At 45.6% G+C, this 14,579-nt stretch carries 17 protein-coding genes; 10 read left to right on the forward strand and 7 right to left on the reverse strand.

Annotated elements, in window-relative coordinates; all coding sequences use genetic code 11:
• The 8 genes from Q7V21_RS02945 to Q7V21_RS02980 all read left to right on the forward strand — a co-directional run.
• Positions 1 to 1,081: chemotaxis response regulator protein-glutamate methylesterase (locus Q7V21_RS02945; protein WP_304915852.1), on the forward strand; the 1,081-nt coding region annotated here is incomplete at its 5' end.
• A 2-nt stretch (positions 1,082 to 1,083) separates the two neighbouring features.
• Entirely contained in the window at positions 1,084 to 1,824 is a 741-nt protein-coding gene (locus Q7V21_RS02950; RefSeq protein ID WP_304915853.1) for a flagellar motor protein, read from the forward strand.
• A gap of 2 nt (positions 1,825 to 1,826) precedes the next feature.
• Entirely contained in the window at positions 1,827 to 2,741 is a 915-nt protein-coding gene (motD, locus tag Q7V21_RS02955) for a flagellar motor protein MotD (RefSeq protein ID WP_304915854.1), read from the forward strand.
• Positions 2,738 to 3,532 (forward strand): ParA family protein, encoded by a 795-nt coding sequence (locus tag Q7V21_RS02960; RefSeq protein WP_304915855.1) that lies wholly within the window; start codon positions 2,738 to 2,740, stop codon positions 3,530 to 3,532. The genes motD and Q7V21_RS02960 overlap by 4 nt, the downstream gene beginning before the upstream one ends.
• Positions 3,525 to 4,115 (forward strand): chemotaxis protein CheW, encoded by a 591-nt coding sequence (locus Q7V21_RS02965; protein WP_136552589.1) that lies wholly within the window; start codon positions 3,525 to 3,527, stop codon positions 4,113 to 4,115. Before Q7V21_RS02960 ends, Q7V21_RS02965 begins: the two co-directional genes overlap by 8 nt.
• A 107-nt stretch (positions 4,116 to 4,222) precedes the next feature.
• Positions 4,223 to 4,702, forward strand: coding sequence for a chemotaxis protein CheW (locus Q7V21_RS02970; RefSeq protein WP_084002825.1), 480 nt, complete (start codon positions 4,223 to 4,225; stop codon positions 4,700 to 4,702).
• A 9-nt stretch (positions 4,703 to 4,711) separates the two neighbouring features.
• The gene (locus Q7V21_RS02975; RefSeq protein ID WP_168800123.1) at positions 4,712 to 4,888 is read left to right on the forward strand and encodes a hypothetical protein; all 177 of its coding nucleotides are present in this window, start codon (positions 4,712 to 4,714) and stop codon (positions 4,886 to 4,888) included.
• A 15-nt stretch (positions 4,889 to 4,903) separates the two neighbouring features.
• Positions 4,904 to 5,290: a DUF2802 domain-containing protein gene (locus Q7V21_RS02980; RefSeq protein WP_136552587.1), complete on the forward strand. Its 387-nt coding sequence runs from the start codon at positions 4,904 to 4,906 to the stop codon at positions 5,288 to 5,290.
• Here the strand turns inward: Q7V21_RS02980 and Q7V21_RS02985 are convergent.
• From Q7V21_RS02985 to Q7V21_RS02995, 3 genes are all read right to left on the reverse strand, one after another.
• A complete protein-coding gene (locus Q7V21_RS02985; RefSeq protein ID WP_304915856.1) occupies positions 5,287 to 7,128 on the reverse strand; it encodes a bifunctional diguanylate cyclase/phosphodiesterase in 1,842 nt (613 codons plus the stop codon). The two genes, Q7V21_RS02980 and Q7V21_RS02985, sit on opposite strands and share 4 nt — an antisense overlap.
• 181 nt (positions 7,129 to 7,309) lie before the next feature.
• Positions 7,310 to 7,588 carry an EscU/YscU/HrcU family type III secretion system export apparatus switch protein gene (locus tag Q7V21_RS02990; protein ID WP_304915857.1) on the reverse strand — a complete coding sequence of 93 codons (279 nt, stop codon included), beginning with the start codon at positions 7,586 to 7,588 and terminating at the stop codon, positions 7,310 to 7,312.
• Positions 7,585 to 9,153 carry a flagellar hook-length control protein FliK gene (locus tag Q7V21_RS02995; protein ID WP_304915858.1) on the reverse strand — a complete coding sequence of 523 codons (1,569 nt, stop codon included), beginning with the start codon at positions 9,151 to 9,153 and terminating at the stop codon, positions 7,585 to 7,587. Before Q7V21_RS02995 ends, Q7V21_RS02990 begins: the two co-directional genes overlap by 4 nt.
• A gap of 63 nt (positions 9,154 to 9,216) precedes the next feature.
• Here Q7V21_RS02995 and Q7V21_RS03000 point away from each other — a divergent pair, with 63 nt between their 5' ends.
• Positions 9,217 to 10,077 carry a pentapeptide repeat-containing protein gene (locus tag Q7V21_RS03000; protein WP_304915859.1) on the forward strand — a complete coding sequence of 287 codons (861 nt, stop codon included), beginning with the start codon at positions 9,217 to 9,219 and terminating at the stop codon, positions 10,075 to 10,077.
• Between the two features lie 11 nt (positions 10,078 to 10,088).
• Here Q7V21_RS03000 and apaG read toward each other — a convergent pair whose 3' ends face one another.
• From apaG to pgl, 3 genes are read right to left on the reverse strand one after another with little or no spacing between them, the layout of a single operon-like run.
• On the reverse strand, positions 10,089 to 10,469 hold the full coding sequence (apaG, locus tag Q7V21_RS03005; protein ID WP_304915860.1) for a Co2+/Mg2+ efflux protein ApaG: 381 nt from the start codon (positions 10,467 to 10,469) through the stop codon (positions 10,089 to 10,091).
• Positions 10,459 to 11,439, reverse strand: a complete 981-nt coding sequence (locus Q7V21_RS03010) for a glucokinase (RefSeq protein WP_304915861.1) — start codon at positions 11,437 to 11,439, stop codon at positions 10,459 to 10,461. The genes apaG and Q7V21_RS03010 overlap by 11 nt, the downstream gene beginning before the upstream one ends.
• A 1-nt stretch (position 11,440) precedes the next feature.
• Positions 11,441 to 12,151, reverse strand: coding sequence for a 6-phosphogluconolactonase (pgl, locus tag Q7V21_RS03015; protein WP_304915862.1), 711 nt, complete (start codon positions 12,149 to 12,151; stop codon positions 11,441 to 11,443).
• 137 nt (positions 12,152 to 12,288) lie between these two features.
• Between pgl and Q7V21_RS03020 the strand changes: the two genes are divergently transcribed.
• A complete protein-coding gene (locus Q7V21_RS03020) occupies positions 12,289 to 12,999 on the forward strand; it encodes an SIMPL domain-containing protein (protein WP_304915863.1) in 711 nt (236 codons plus the stop codon).
• Here the strand turns inward: Q7V21_RS03020 and ilvA are convergent, their stop codons facing one another.
• On the reverse strand, positions 13,000 to 14,514 hold the full coding sequence (gene ilvA / locus Q7V21_RS03025; protein WP_304915864.1) for a threonine ammonia-lyase, biosynthetic: 1,515 nt from the start codon (positions 14,512 to 14,514) through the stop codon (positions 13,000 to 13,002).
• Positions 14,515 to 14,579 lie beyond the last annotated feature (65 nt).

Below are 14,579 nucleotides of genomic sequence, written 5' to 3' on the forward strand. Positions count from 1 at the left end.
TAATGAATACCTACGCACATCGAAATTATTAAGGATATTTGTGACTGTAAAGGTACTGATTGTTGATGATTCAGCATTTTTCCGCCGGCGACTGACTGAAATCATTAACGCCGATCCGCGGCTGGAAGTTATTGCCAGTGCCGCTGATGGTTTGGAGGCGGTAGAACAGGTATCTCGTTATAGACCCGATGTGGTCACCATGGATTTGGAAATGCCTCTACTGGATGGTATTGGCGCCGTCAAGAAAATCATGCGACGACGTCCTACTCCGGTATTAATGCTGTCAACATGGACAACTGATGGTGCCAAAGCAACTCTGGATGCTTTAGATGCAGGGGCTATGGACTTTTTACCAAAACGGTTTGAAGATTTAGCCCAGGACAAGGCCAGTGCCCGCCAAAAACTCTGTGATCGCATTAATTTTCTGGCAACCCATTCCAAGCCCAATAAACATACATCCATTGTTAAAGCTCCGGAACAACCCGCCACACCCGTTATTCCTGCTGAAAAGAAGAAAATAGAATTAGTGGTGATTGGTACATCAACCGGTGGGCCAGTAGCGTTACAGAATGTTTTGTCACAATTGCCGGCTAATTTTCCATTTCCGATTATTCTCCTGCAACATATGCCAGCGACATTTACACCATCATTTGCTGAACGATTAAATTCACAATGTGATATTCAGATTAAAGAAGCTCAACAAAATGATCCTCTACGCCCGGGGGTTGCTTATTTGGCACCTGGTGGTCAGCAGTTATTACTTAAAGGTCGCCGCGGTCAGCTCTATTTGCAGGTAGACCCAGGCCCTGAAACTGCTACTTACCGACCCTGTATAGATGTCACTCTGGAATCAGTGTCACAGATTTGTCCGGCACAAACCCTGACCATTATCCTCACCGGAATGGGGGCCGATGGTTGTGAAGGTGCAATAAAAATGCATCAAAAAGGCGCGACTATATGGGCTCAGGATCAACAAAGCAGTACCATCTATGGCATGCCTATGGCCGTTGCCAAAGCAGGTATAGCAGATAAAATTTTGAGTCTGACGGAAATTGGTAAACTACTGACGGCGCTTAAATAGCCATGGATATTCTCAGCATACTGGGCTTATTGATTGGGTTTGGCGCCATCATTGTAGGCCAGTATCTGGAAGGTGGTCATCTCGACACCATTCTTAACGCCGTAGCGCTGTTAATCGTGTTGGGCGGCACGCTCGGTGCGGTAATGTTACAAACGCCGATGAATACCTTTATCCGTGCGCTTAAAATGACCGTGTGGATCTTCAAGCCTCCCCAACAATCCGCTAAACGATTATTAGAAAAAATTCTCGACTGGAACCAAATCGCCCGACGTGAGGGTTTACTCCGTTTGGAGGCAATGGCCTTGCAGGAATCCGATATCTTTACCCAAAAAGGCTTGCAGCTTATTGCCGACGGTGCCGAGCCAGAAATCATTCGGGAGATTTTGGAAACCGATCTCGATATTATGGAAAACAACGATTTACAGGCAGCTAAAGTCTATGAGGCCATGGGCGGTTACTCGCCGACCATAGGTATCATTGGCGCAGTATTAGGACTGATACATGTGATGGGAAATCTAGCAGATCCTTCATCTCTGGGCTCGGGTATCGCAGTGGCATTCGTGGCTACTATCTATGGTGTCGGCTTGGCAAATTTATTGTTTTTACCGATTGGTAACAAACTCAAAACGCTGGTGCAACGGCGCACCCAATTACAAATGATGTTGATAGATGGTTTGATCAGCGTGGCTGACGGAGATAATCCACGCAATATCGAGAGCCGTCTGCAGGCATATTTAACTTAGTTATGGCCCGCAGAAAACGGCATGAAGAACACGAAAACCACGAACGCTGGTTGGTTTCCTATGCTGATTTCATTACCTTGTTATTTGCGTTTTTTGTAGTGATGTATTCCATCTCGTCGGTCAATGAAGGTAAATACCGGGTATTGTCAGAAACCTTGGAAAGCGTTTTTTCGCAGCCGAGCCGTAGCAGTGATCCGATTCAGGTCGGTGAGGTGAGTCGTGGACAAGGTGAACGTGTCGCCTCTCCCGGCAAACCGGATGTGCCTGATTTTGAAATTGAATTGCCGGAACTACCTAGAGAACGACCACCGATTTCTGAGCAAAGCGTTCGCACTATTAATGATATTTCACAACAACTCAGTAGTGCACTTGCAGATTTGATTACTAATGAAGATGTGACGATTAAACAAACCGGAGACTGGTTGGAAGTGGAAATTAACTCCAATTTTCTGTTTGCTAGTGGTGATGCGCGGTTAGCCCGTGAAGCCGTGCCAGTTATTGGTCAAATTGCAGATGTACTGGCACCGGTAGCAAACCCGCTACAGGTCGAAGGCTTTACCGATGATCAACCCATCAATACAACGCGTTTTCCATCTAACTGGGAATTGTCCGCCGCCAGGGCCGCTAGCGTAGTCAATTTATTGGATCGCTTTGGCATTGAACCGGGCAGGATGTCTGCGATTGGTTATGGTGAATTTAAACCCATTGCAGATAATGAAACAGAAGCTGGCAGGCAAAAAAACCGCCGCGTTGTATTAGTGATTTTGGGCAGTCAGGAAAGTCGAAGAACCCTTGAAGTATTTGATGAGCAATTAAATCAACCTGCAACAGAGGTGGAGAATATTCGTACACCTATTACAGACAGCCTGACCTCGCCGATTTTGGCCCCCACTGATATGGACGATACGTCACCATGACAGTCTGGGCCATTGCCAATCAAAAAGGCGGCGTCGGCAAAACCACCACGGTGGTCAGTCTGGCCAGCCATCTTGCGTTAAAAGGTCACTCCACATTACTAGTGGATATGGACCCGCATGGTTCATTGACCACTTATTTTGGTTTTGATCCTGACACGATTGAACACAGTGTCTACACTTTATTTCAGCAGTCAGACCAGCAACCTCTGAATGCAATATTCAAAACATTAAAAAAGACCGGTCAGGAGAATATTTACCTGTTACCCGCAGCAACGGCCATGGCTACCTTGGATCGTCAGTTAGGTATTCAGAGTGGTAAAGGTTTGGTTATTCACAAAACCCTACAGCAACTTCATGATCGTTTTGAATATGTATTGATAGACTGCCCACCGATGCTGGGCGTATTGATGGTAAATGCTTTGGCGGCCTGTGATGAATTATTAATACCGGTACAAACCGAATTTCTGGCGTTGAAAGGACTTGAACGCATGTTGCATACCCTGCAACTGATCAATCACTCCCGCCAGCACAAACTGCCTTATTTGATCGTGCCTACCATGTTTGATCGCCGGACTCGCGCCGGCACGCAGACTTTATTGAAAATGCAACAGGATCATGAGGAGAATCTCTGGCAGGACGCTATCCCGATTGATACTCAATTTCGTGATGCCAGCAAGTCAGGTATCCCGTTACCCGCACTGAATCTTGAAAGTCGTGGCAGTATGGCCTATGAAAGGTTAATGAAAAAACTCCTCAAAGCCACTACGACAAAGTCGGACAAAAATGTCTAAGCCAACGCAAATTAAAGAGCCTCAGCAAGCCCTGGCAAATTATCTGCAAGAGTTATTGCTGGATGAAGAACTGGATACGCTTGAGCAAAATGTAACTGAAACCATTGAAACAGATCCAATAGTTGCTGAGTTTGAACCTGACATAAGTGAATCCATCAATAGTCTACCTGGGCAAAAAGGTCAGGCATTATTGTTTGAAGTTGCCGGTATGCAATTGGCATTGTCACTCGATGAACTGGATGGCATTGAAACCTGGCCGGAAGAAGGTCTTTCGCAAATACCAGGATATGCAAGCTATGTGGTTGGCACCTTAAGCCGCCCTAAACAACATACAGAAGTGATTGATCTGACAACATTAATTACCAATCAATCAAGTAATTCAGAAGATAACCGCTACATATTACTAGTGAATAATAAACAGTTAGGATTAGCAGTCTCTGCTATACGTCATGTAGTGAAGCTTGAGGACGAAAATGTGCGTTGGCGACGTGAGCCTGGTCAAAGACCATGGCTGGCAGGTATGTTGATGTCTCCATTAAGCAGTATTATTTCATTAACTGAACTATTGAAAATATTACGATAACAGAGCAAAAAAACTGGCACAAACTGTGCTTTGATAGGATTAGATAAAGAACGTCATAAAATTGGCAGCATCACCTGAGTCAATGTTTTGTGAATAAGGAAACAAAAATGAGCGAACAAGCAAATCAGGCCGGAAATGATCCGATTCTTCAGTGGGTTTCTTACCAATTGGAGCAGGAGGTATACGGCATCAATGTGATGCAGGTGCAGGAAGTATTGCGACCTACTGAAATCGCCCCGGTACCCGGTGCGCCAGATTATGTATTGGGCATCATCAATCTGCGTGGCAATGTCGTTACTGTCATCGATACCCGTAAGCGATTTGGTCTGCCTTCTCGGGAAACGGATGAGGACTCGCGAATTATCATCGCTGAAGTGAATGGCAACGTTATTGGCATGTTGGTTGATAGTGTTGCAGAAGTGGTTTATCTACATCAATCAGAAATCGACACCGCACCGAATGTCAGCAGTGAAGACAGTTCACGCTTTATTCAGGGTGTCTGTAGTCGAGATAAAAACCTACTGATTCTGGTTGATGTGAACAAACTGCTGAATGATGATGAAATAGCTGATATCGCCAGCTTTTAATGTGATCAAATGGCCGATGAAATCCATCCTGCTCAACCACTGGTGCCCTCCACCCATGTGGATACACCGGCGGATGAGAAAAGGCGTTATAAACCGAAAAAGCCGGATGAACGAAAACCGGAAGACCATGAAGACATTCCACCTAAACGGCCGCCTAAAACCGGCATTATTGATGAATATGTGTGATTTTGGGAGCACATTATGATCTTATACAGCTTATACATACTGATCGGTTTACTGGGCCTTGTTTTGCTGATGACCAGCTATAGGTTTTTTCGATTAAGTCGGGCGCAAGCCAGTCAAATAACCTCCCTGCAACAACAACTGTCAGCACTCTGCAGTGCAGCGGTGGGTTCCGACGAACGAATTGTGCGATTTGAACAAGCTCTGATGAAGATGCGTGAACAACAAAACACTATGGATTTAGGGCAACCGCAACAGCAAAGCTACGAGCATGCTATTCGCTTAGCCCGCAAAGGCGTAGATATTAACCAGCTGATTGATAATTGTAATTTAAGTGAAGAAGAAGCTTTATTGATTACCCGCCTGCATGGCGCGCAGCGTCATTCAGTAACAGACTTACACTAATGCTTCGGCGGCAATGCACGTTGCGGCTTACCGATTAAATAGCCTTGCACAAAGTCGACACCAAAATCCTGCAGCATTTTCAGCGTATCTCTGTCTTCGACAAATTCCGCCACGGTTTTCTTGCCGAGGCTATGTGAGATATCGATCATTGATTTCACCAATAACTGATCCACCGGATCATTATGTAAATTGGTGATAAAACCACCATCAATCTTCAAAATATCCACCGGGAAGTGTTTTAAATAACTGTACGAGTTAAATCCAGCGCCAAAATCATCCAACGCAAATCGACAGCCTAAATGGCGCAGCCTATCCACCATTTGTTTGGTTTGATCAAAGTTGGAAATGGCAGAAGTTTCGGTAATTTCAAAGACTAAACGTGATGGATCGACTCCGGTTTCCAACAGTTTGCGTTCAACCAACGGATATAAATTTTTATCCAGAAAAATATTGCCTGATAAATTCACTGCCAGAGCAATGTCTCCCGGAATATTTCTGAGTAGTTCAAAGGCATGGCTGACAACCCATAGATCAATCTGATGAATCAGTCCCATGGCTTCTGCTACCGGAATAAAATCCTGAGGGTAATACAGTTTGTCGCCCTGCCCGCGCATTCGAATCAAACATTCATAATGATTGATTTTGTTTTCTTTCAGCGAGTAGATAGGTTGAAATTCGAGGATGAAATTTTCTTGCTTTAACGCCGCACGAATTCTGGGTGCCCACTCTACACTGTGTCTTAACGCATACATTTCCCGATCTGCAGGGCTATATACATGAACTCGATTGCGCCCACGCTTTTTAGCTGTATAGCAGGCTTGATTGGCATGAGACAGGATTTCACCCACGGTCGAGAGGTTGGCTTCAGTAATGCATTTAACACCGATACTGGCGGATAAATGATATTCATGATCATGAAAGGTGAAACTATAGCCATCAAACAAATCTCGCAACCCTTCGGCCCGAGCAACCGCTGTCTCTGGATCGATGGTGTCCACTAATACAGCGAATTCGTCTGAACCGATTCTTACCAGGGTATCGCGGACTTTAAAAAAGCCCCTTAACGAATTTGCCACCTGTACCAATAAGGTATCGCCAGCTTCATGACCTTCTGCATCATTAAGCACTTTGAAACTATCCAGATCGATATAAAATACCGCGCTACTGGTATGGAAATTTCGTACCTGGGTTAAGGTAATATCAAGAGCCTGTTCCAGGCGGCGCCGATTAGCGAGGCCAGTTAAGTCATCGTGATTTACTGAAAATTGCAGACGTGCTTCCATAACCCGCAATTGGGCATTTTCATCTTCAATCTGTTGTTGGCGAAGATGATAGTGATCCCGCTCGCGTTTGATAGCTAAAGTGGTCATAACAGCTGGAGGTAACGCTTCTGCGGTTAAAGGCCGATATAACAAAGATGTAACACCATGGCCTAAATCGGTTAACAGCTGATTGTGATTCCATTGGGATTTTTCGGTTAAGGCGATCACCGGGATCAATCGCCACTCATCGAATTGGTCCAGCTTGAGACGCAATTCGCGGGCATTACAATCACCTAAACGACAGTCCAGAATAATTAAATCAATATCACAATGATCGTCGGTAATGGTCTGTCTCAATACCTGCATCAGCTTTTCGGGGCCATTTGCGGTGGTGATATTGGTAAAACCACTCAATGACAACATGGTTTGTAGAAAAGCCAGATCGGATAAACGCGTGCCACCAATCAAAATACGAGCAGCCAATAAATCATTAACTTCCGCAGCAGAGATCGGTGCCGTCAGGCTCTGCTCGGATGTCTTTGACATCGGTGACTCAATGGTGAGTAGCGTATTCATCTGTTTTTGTAGGCGGTTTCTTATGACCGGTTGTGAAATACATACAAATGAAAATAGCTGCTTTATATTTTAAAATCAATACTTAATACGATTTTCATAATGCTATTTATAAAGTATTAAAGAATAAACCCCACCCAAAACGGTTAAAAAATGCTTTAACACTGATTAATGCGATAGGAATTTAACTTTTTTCCTTAGGGAACTTTCCTGAAACAATATAGGCATAAGCAATCACTTCTGCGATAACGCGATACAAGGCTTCAGGGATGGCTTCGCCTAACTGCATATCTTTAAGCATATCCGCCAAGACAGCATCTTCGCGCAATGGAATATTGTGTTGCTTGGCAATGCGGATGATTTCAGCAGCAATATCCCCTTCACCACTCGCTGTGACAGTTGGTGCATTGTCACCATCATAATGCAGGGCAATTGCCCGTAAAGGTTGTGATGGTTGTTTCATACCGAGATATCCAGCAACGCATCTGACTGGGAAGACGGAGAAACCGGAGTCAACCATTCAACCGGAGCGCAATGGCAACTTAATTGACGCACCTGTAAATTCAGGGCGGACAATTTCTGATGCAGGATATCTATATTCTCTTCCAGCAGCGCCACTGCTTTTGGATCCTCAGCCGTTAGGGAAACACTGACCATGGTTGCTTGCAAGCCAATAGAGGCACGCAATTTACCGAGGTTTTGAGTTTCCAGATTAAGTGTTACTTGCCACTGTTCATCAGCATCTGAGTCCTGCTTTGCTCCTTTTTGCAGTTGTAACTGCATCCAGTGCAATTGTTGTTTGTCTCGCAACGGTACATCCATCAACCAGACCTGTGGCTGAGTTGGATTATCAGCTTCCCTTACCATGGTCAGTTGGTTTAGCTGCACTCTGGCAATAGCTGTTTCGACCTCCCGAAGTAACACCTGCAATCTGGCCAAATCAGTTACTCCAGCCTGTAACTGCGCATTCTGAGCAATTTGCTGGGTAGCTATATTCTGCGCCGTCAGAGTCTGTTGACTATTGGTCATCGTACCCACTGTTGTTTGCCCAGCAAGTAACATGGTCAGTAACTGAGCGGGAGTCTGGCCGTTTGCCAAAAGTGCATTGGTAATATGCGAAGGCAACTGCTGCAATGCCGATGACTGATTCAGTAAATTGATCAGCGCATTACGAATTTCCACGGGAAGGTTCTGGGCGTTGATTTGCCCATTCGCCGTTTGCCGGATTTGCCCTTCCAGCGCCGCAGCCAGCTTCAGCAAGTTGGCCTTGAAATCACCGCTTACTTGAGGGTTTGGCTGCATCAGTTGGCGTTCGAGAAATACACCAGACTGTTGGATAGCTTGCTGCAAACTGGCTGGTTGTTGGACAGACTGCAGTTCGCGAATGTTTTGCCACATCTGGCTTACCGCATTTTGTACCGGCACCATGGATTTTAATTCGGGTAGCGCATTAATCACATTCTGTAATTGTGGCGGTTGCGCTAAAACCAATGGTAACAATCGACGCTGTTGAGAATTGAGGGTTTCTGCAACATTCAGAATGGGATTCTGTAACGAGACATTTAAAGGCGAGCTACTGAGGATTTGTACTAAAAGTTGTTGACCGGGCTTAAAACTGGAACTCAATCTACTGATATCCAATTCCAGGGGAACAGGCAATTTTCCGGTTTGCTGCAGTGCCATCAAAATAGATTGCTGCGGCAGTATTTTAATAACCTCGGCAAGCAGCGTCTGACCTGGGCGAAGGTCCGTTAGAACCGGTTGAGCGGTGGTGACGGAGAGGATCTTCAAAGCTAGTTTATCGCCAGCATCAGTGCGCTGTAGCTCAATAGTCTGACCACGCTGCAAATCAATCCCGGCCTGAATGGTAAACACCTTACCAGCCAACTGAATATCAACATTCTCGCCAGCTTTACCGGTCGAGACCACCACAGCTTGCGCAATTGGTCCGGCCGTTAATGGCAGCGTTTGATTTACCGAACCACTTACAGTGACCTGAGCAGCCTGTGAGGTCTGAGGTATTTGCATGAATTCACCCAGCATTAAACACAATGCTAGTATAACAACCAACTTGCTGCCAAAGACCGGCCAATGAAAAAATTCAGTACTAAATGGTATACCCGTCAGAATCAGACCATCAGTGGTCCATTCACTATGGCTTTACTAAAAAGTAATCTGCAATTGGGCAGGATTGATACTCAAACTGAGATCAGTGCAGACCAGCAGCATTGGCAACCATTGAGTGAAGTTCTTGAGCAGGAAGTTGTCGAGCCCATTATTCCCCCTCCCTTGACCATTGATGAACGTGATGGTTTTGATCGGCGTAATGACCAGCCACTGACAGAAGCCGAACGTGAAATGCGTCGGGAACAAAGACGTAAACAGGAACCAGACTTTTTAATTCAACAACGTCAGCAACGAAGTGAATTATTGCAAAAACTCAAACCAGAACGTCCAGCCCGTTTCTGGCCGATGATGATTATTGGACTGATTTTAATCGGAATTTTTGCCAACGCCTTTTTATTTCCTACGCCTTCTAATGTTTCAGAAGCAGATTGTGACAGTGTTCCAGCACCAGGAGTAAATTGGGAAAATTGTCTGAAACCCGGCATAAATATTTCTTCGACCAACATGACCCAAGCCAATCTGCGTAATAGTGCACTGGCAATGTCAAACATGATGAATACTGATTTGCATGAAGCTGACTTGAGCTATGCCGACCTTCAGCTCACCAATCTGAGCTATGCCAATCTGCAAGGAAGTAATTTGAAAGGCGCAAATCTGCAGCAAGCGGATCTGTCTTACAGTAATTTAACGCACGCTGATTTGAGCTTTGCCAATTTGCGGGATGCCAAATTGGGCGGCAGTGATCTGCAAAACGCCATACTGGATAAAGCTATCTGGATTGACGGACGGATTTGTGCGACCGGTTCAATTGGAAAATGTTTATAACCCTGCGTTTTTCAATGTAACTTTTGTGGTGCCGCCAGAGTAAACGCAGGTATATCAACAGCAAAACGACTGCCGTTATCATCCATCATATTGTAATGCCCCTGCATCATGCCGACAGGCGTATCCAGCATGGCCGCACTGGTGTAGGTGAAAGTCTCGGTCGGTGCCAGATAAGGGTGTTGTCCTACAACACCGTCACCTTCCACCTCCTGCTCATGACCATCTCCACCGGTAATTTTCCAATAGCGCGACAATAGTCTCGCCGGCGTGTCGCCTTCATTGGTAATGGTGATGGTATAAGCAAAAAGATATCTTGCCTTCGCTGGATCAGATTCGTGATCCAGATAGGTGGTTTCTACATTAACCAGTATGTGATTTTTTTTATCCGTCATGTTGGACATTATACAACGCTTTTTGAGCCAACAGACGAGCACCTATCAGTCCCACATCAGGATTATTGATGAGATAGACTGGAATTTGCTCCAGCACCTCACGCATCCGTCCTTTGGCAAGGAAAGCCTGCATAAAATGGTCTTGTTCAAATAATGCTAAATTTTTGGCTGCAATACCGCCGGCAATGAACAGCCCGGCTCTGGGCAAGGTGGTCAGCGCCAGATTACCGGCCTGAGCACCATATATCTGCAGAAATGATTGCATAACGCTTAACGCTAATGGTTCAGCATGCAGGAGCGCCTGTTCACTGATCTGCTCGGCAGATAATGTTTTATCACTCGTTATGCCCTGCTGCTCCGCAATAAATTGATAGAGCATAACCAAACCTGAGCCGGATAAAATCCGCTCATACGAAACATGTTCAAATTGCTCCAACAGCCTGGTCAGCAATGCTTGCTGGGTTTGATCCAACGGCGCGAAATCAGTATGTCCGCCTTGAGTTGCCCAGACCCTCCAGCCTTTATGAATGGGAGACATAATGGCTTGACCCAGACCAGTGCCAGCACCAATAACAGCTCTTAACGCCTTGGCCTGTGGTTCGCCATGCTGTAAGACGATAAAATCTTGCTCAACCAGTTCGCCAATACCATACCCCACTGCAGCAAAATCGTTGACCAGTTCAAGCTCAGCAATTGGAAATTCAGCTAGCAGTTTGTTGGTATCAATTATCCAGGGAAGATTAGTTAATTGAACTCGTCGACCAGATACCGGGGCTGCAATGGCAAAACAGGCACTGGTGATCGGCAGAAAATTGGCTGGAATTGAAGATAAAAACGTTGTCAGCAGACTTTCAATATCAGCAAAAGCACTATTGTCAAAACGTTGCTGCGCTATCACCTCGCCATTGGCATGGCTCAATTGCAACAAGGTTTTGGTACCACCGATATCAGCAGCTAACAACGTTTTCATATTATTGCGCTGCGGCTGCTTTATCCATAAACCAGTAATAATCACCGGTTGGGTCAAGTCGTTGCACCGGTAATCCGATTACTGCCCCAGAAGTGATATCTCTGACAATTTCAGCTTTGGAATCACCGGCAATAAACACGATGACCTGTCTGGCTGCATTGATAACCGGATAGGTCAAGGTCACTCGCCAGGATTGAAATTTCTCTACAAACAGGCTGGTAGTCAAGCTATCGGTTACTTCAAGCGCCGGAGTTTCAGGAAACAATGAGGCAATATGACCATCCGGACCCAAGCCCAACAACACTAAATCAAAGGGTTTATCTTCCATAATCAGCTTGATGGTTGCCTCATAACGGCTGGCCACATCAGCAGCATCACCACTTTCGGTTGGCATACGATGTACATTTTCAGTGGGGATAGGTAATTGATCGAGCATTGCCAGTCTGGCCATTTTGAAATTACTGTCATCGTGCGTCGCCGGTACACAACGCTCATCGCCAAAAAAGATATGTACTCTTGCCCAGTCAATTTGTTCTACATAAGGAGATGTTGCGAGTTTTTGATATAAACCTTTAGGAGTCGACCCGCCCGCCAGAGCGACATAAAAGACGCCGCGTTTTGCAATAGCAGCGCGTGCCGTCACGACGAAGTGTTCGGCAGCTGATTCAATCAGGCGCTCTGAATCAGGCAGAATTTTTTGTACAGCTTTCATGTCTATCCTCAACGTTAAAATAATTTTGTGCGTTAATCCGCTGACAGTGTCAGTCAAATACTGTTAATTTAGCAACCATGCTGCGCAGACAGCAAGCCAAACTCCGCGAACATTCTCTCTCACAGGAATCATAAAATATGAAAAACACCTTTTTTGTTATAGCAATGCTGTTGTTTTCAGCCACTGCGACGGCAGAATCTGAATTGAACTTTAACCTAATCAATCTCAATGCAACAGCGTCGACTGAAGTGGCTAATGATCAAGTGACCAGCGTGATTCAGGTTATGCTCAATGGTACTGACCCGACCAAATTAGGCCAACAAGTCAACCAGCGCAGTAACCAGTTGCTGGAAAAAATCAAAGCTTATGATTCGGTGAAATCTCAAACCACTGGCTATCAGACCCGCCCCATGTATAAAGACAGTCAAATTGTTTCCTGGCAGGTCAGCCAACAAATACGTTTACATAGTCATGATTTCACTCAAATGAGTGAATTGCTGGGAGATATTCAAGCTTTAGGTACAGTGCAATCGATTGAATTTTCATTGTCTGATGGCTTAATCGAAACCACCCAGAACGAGTTAATGCAGCAAGCTATCAGCAAGTTCCGTGATAAAGCGTCGTTAATTCAGCAACAGTTCAACGAACCCGGTTACCGCCTGGTCAATATGTCAGTCAACACCAGTGGTTATTCGCCGGTATATCGGATGGAAACCCAAATGATGATGTCAGCCGATATGAGCAGTAAAAGTGCACCTGCTGCCCTTGAAGCGGGCAGCAATAAAGTCTCTGTTGATGTGCATGGACAGATTCAATTAATCAGCGATACCACTACTTTGAGCAATTAATCACTTCAAAAACAAATCATAGGCCGGGTTGTCGGTTTCCAGCCAATAGACATAGCCCAGATTATCCAGAAACGCCTGAAATTCTTCATTGAATTCAGGCGTTACCTGAATTCCCACCAGCACACGACCATACGCTGCACCATGATTACGGTAATGAAACAGGCTGATATTCCAGCGCTGGCCAATATGGGTCAGAAAGCGTAACAAGGCCCCCGGTCTTTCAGGAAATTCAAAGCGAATCAAACGCTCATTTTCAGCTTGCGGTGCATGACCGCCCACCATATAACGAACATGTAACTTAGCCATTTCGTTATCAGTGAAATCAATCCACTGATATCCCGCCTGAGTCAGATTATCAAACAAAATCTGCCGCTCTTCGTCACGTCCAGACATCCGTACACCGACAAATACATGTGCCTGCTGGTTATCCGCGTAACGATAATTAAATTCGGTAATACCGCGATCGGCCAAGGCTTTACAGAAACGTTGGAAACTGCCCGGCTGCTCATCAATGGTGGCAGCAAACAATACTTCCCGACGCTCACCGATCTCGGCACGTTCAGCCACATGCCGCAGCCGATCGAAATTCATATTCGCACCGCTGTTGATAACCACCATGGTTTTATTACGTAAACCATTTTGCTGAATATATTTCTTCGCACCGGCTATAGATAAAGCACCCGATGGTTCGGCAATTGAGCGGGTATCATCAAACACATCCATTATCGCAGCGCAGATTTCATCTGTTTCCACCGTGACAACATGATCAACAGTCTTTTGTGCAATACGGAAAGGTTCCTCACCCACCTGTCTGACAGCGGTGCCATCGGCAAACAAACCGACCTGGTCTAATTTGACCCGCTCGCCAGCATCCAAAGCCGCTTTAAGACTGGCCGCATCGGCAGGTTCCACCGCGATAATCTTGATTTCTGGCCAGATGGCTTTGATATAAGCCGCCATACCAGCCAGTAATCCGCCACCACCTACCGGAATAAATACCGCATATACCGGATCCGGGTGCTGGCGCATGATTTCCATCGCAATGGTGCCCTGACCTGCAATCACTAATGGATCGTCGTAGGGATGAATAAACACCCGGCCCTGGTCGGTGGAAACTTGCTGAGCAAAATCAAACGCTTCGTCATAGCTGTTGCCATGCAAGGTAATATCTGCGCCCAACATTCGAACCGCTTCAACTTTGATAGGTGGAGTTGTAATCGGCATTACGATCATCGCCGAAATACCCATTTTATTGGCGGCCAGTGCCACACCTTGTGCATGATTGCCTGCTGATGCGGCAACTACGCCCTGTTTTCGTTCGGCTTCGGTCAGATGGCTCATGCGGTTATAAGCGCCACGTAACTTAAAGGAAAACACGGACTGTAAGTCTTCACGCTTAATCAGAATCTGATTATCCAGCCGCTTGGATAATCTTGGCATTAAATCCAAAGGTGTTTCGATAGCGACATCATAAACGCGCGCTTTGAGGATTTTTTCTACATAGCCTGTGAGCATGGGGTTCCAGATTCGGTCTGTTAAGTTAAACAAAGATGACTACGTTACCATTGCCGGCCATTTAT

The sequence above is a fragment of the Methylophaga sp. genome, from assembly GCF_030651745.1.

Excerpts from the sequence above, each read along its gene's own strand:
- Q7V21_RS02950 (WP_304915853.1), top strand. The coding sequence starts at position 1,084 with ATGGATATTCTCAGCATACTGGGCTTATTGATTGGGTTTGGCGCCATC.
- motD (WP_304915854.1), top strand. The coding sequence starts at position 1,827 with ATGGCCCGCAGAAAACGGCATGAAGAACACGAAAACCACGAACGCTGG.
- Q7V21_RS02960 (WP_304915855.1), top strand. The coding sequence starts at position 2,738 with ATGACAGTCTGGGCCATTGCCAATCAAAAAGGCGGCGTCGGCAAAACC.
- Q7V21_RS02965 (WP_136552589.1), top strand. The coding sequence starts at position 3,525 with ATGTCTAAGCCAACGCAAATTAAAGAGCCTCAGCAAGCCCTGGCAAAT.
- Q7V21_RS02970 (WP_084002825.1), top strand. The coding sequence starts at position 4,223 with ATGAGCGAACAAGCAAATCAGGCCGGAAATGATCCGATTCTTCAGTGG.
- Q7V21_RS02975 (WP_168800123.1), top strand. The coding sequence starts at position 4,712 with ATGGCCGATGAAATCCATCCTGCTCAACCACTGGTGCCCTCCACCCAT.
- Q7V21_RS02980 (WP_136552587.1), top strand. The coding sequence starts at position 4,904 with ATGATCTTATACAGCTTATACATACTGATCGGTTTACTGGGCCTTGTT.
- Q7V21_RS02985 (WP_304915856.1), bottom strand. The coding sequence starts at position 7,128 with ATGAATACGCTACTCACCATTGAGTCACCGATGTCAAAGACATCCGAG.
- Q7V21_RS02990 (WP_304915857.1), bottom strand. The coding sequence starts at position 7,588 with ATGAAACAACCATCACAACCTTTACGGGCAATTGCCCTGCATTATGAT.
- Q7V21_RS02995 (WP_304915858.1), bottom strand. The coding sequence starts at position 9,153 with ATGCAAATACCTCAGACCTCACAGGCTGCTCAGGTCACTGTAAGTGGT.
- Q7V21_RS03000 (WP_304915859.1), top strand. The coding sequence starts at position 9,217 with ATGAAAAAATTCAGTACTAAATGGTATACCCGTCAGAATCAGACCATC.
- apaG (WP_304915860.1), bottom strand. The coding sequence starts at position 10,469 with ATGACGGATAAAAAAAATCACATACTGGTTAATGTAGAAACCACCTAT.
- Q7V21_RS03010 (WP_304915861.1), bottom strand. The coding sequence starts at position 11,439 with ATGAAAACGTTGTTAGCTGCTGATATCGGTGGTACCAAAACCTTGTTG.
- pgl (WP_304915862.1), bottom strand. The coding sequence starts at position 12,151 with ATGAAAGCTGTACAAAAAATTCTGCCTGATTCAGAGCGCCTGATTGAA.
- Q7V21_RS03020 (WP_304915863.1), top strand. The coding sequence starts at position 12,289 with ATGAAAAACACCTTTTTTGTTATAGCAATGCTGTTGTTTTCAGCCACT.
- ilvA (WP_304915864.1), bottom strand. The coding sequence starts at position 14,514 with ATGCTCACAGGCTATGTAGAAAAAATCCTCAAAGCGCGCGTTTATGAT.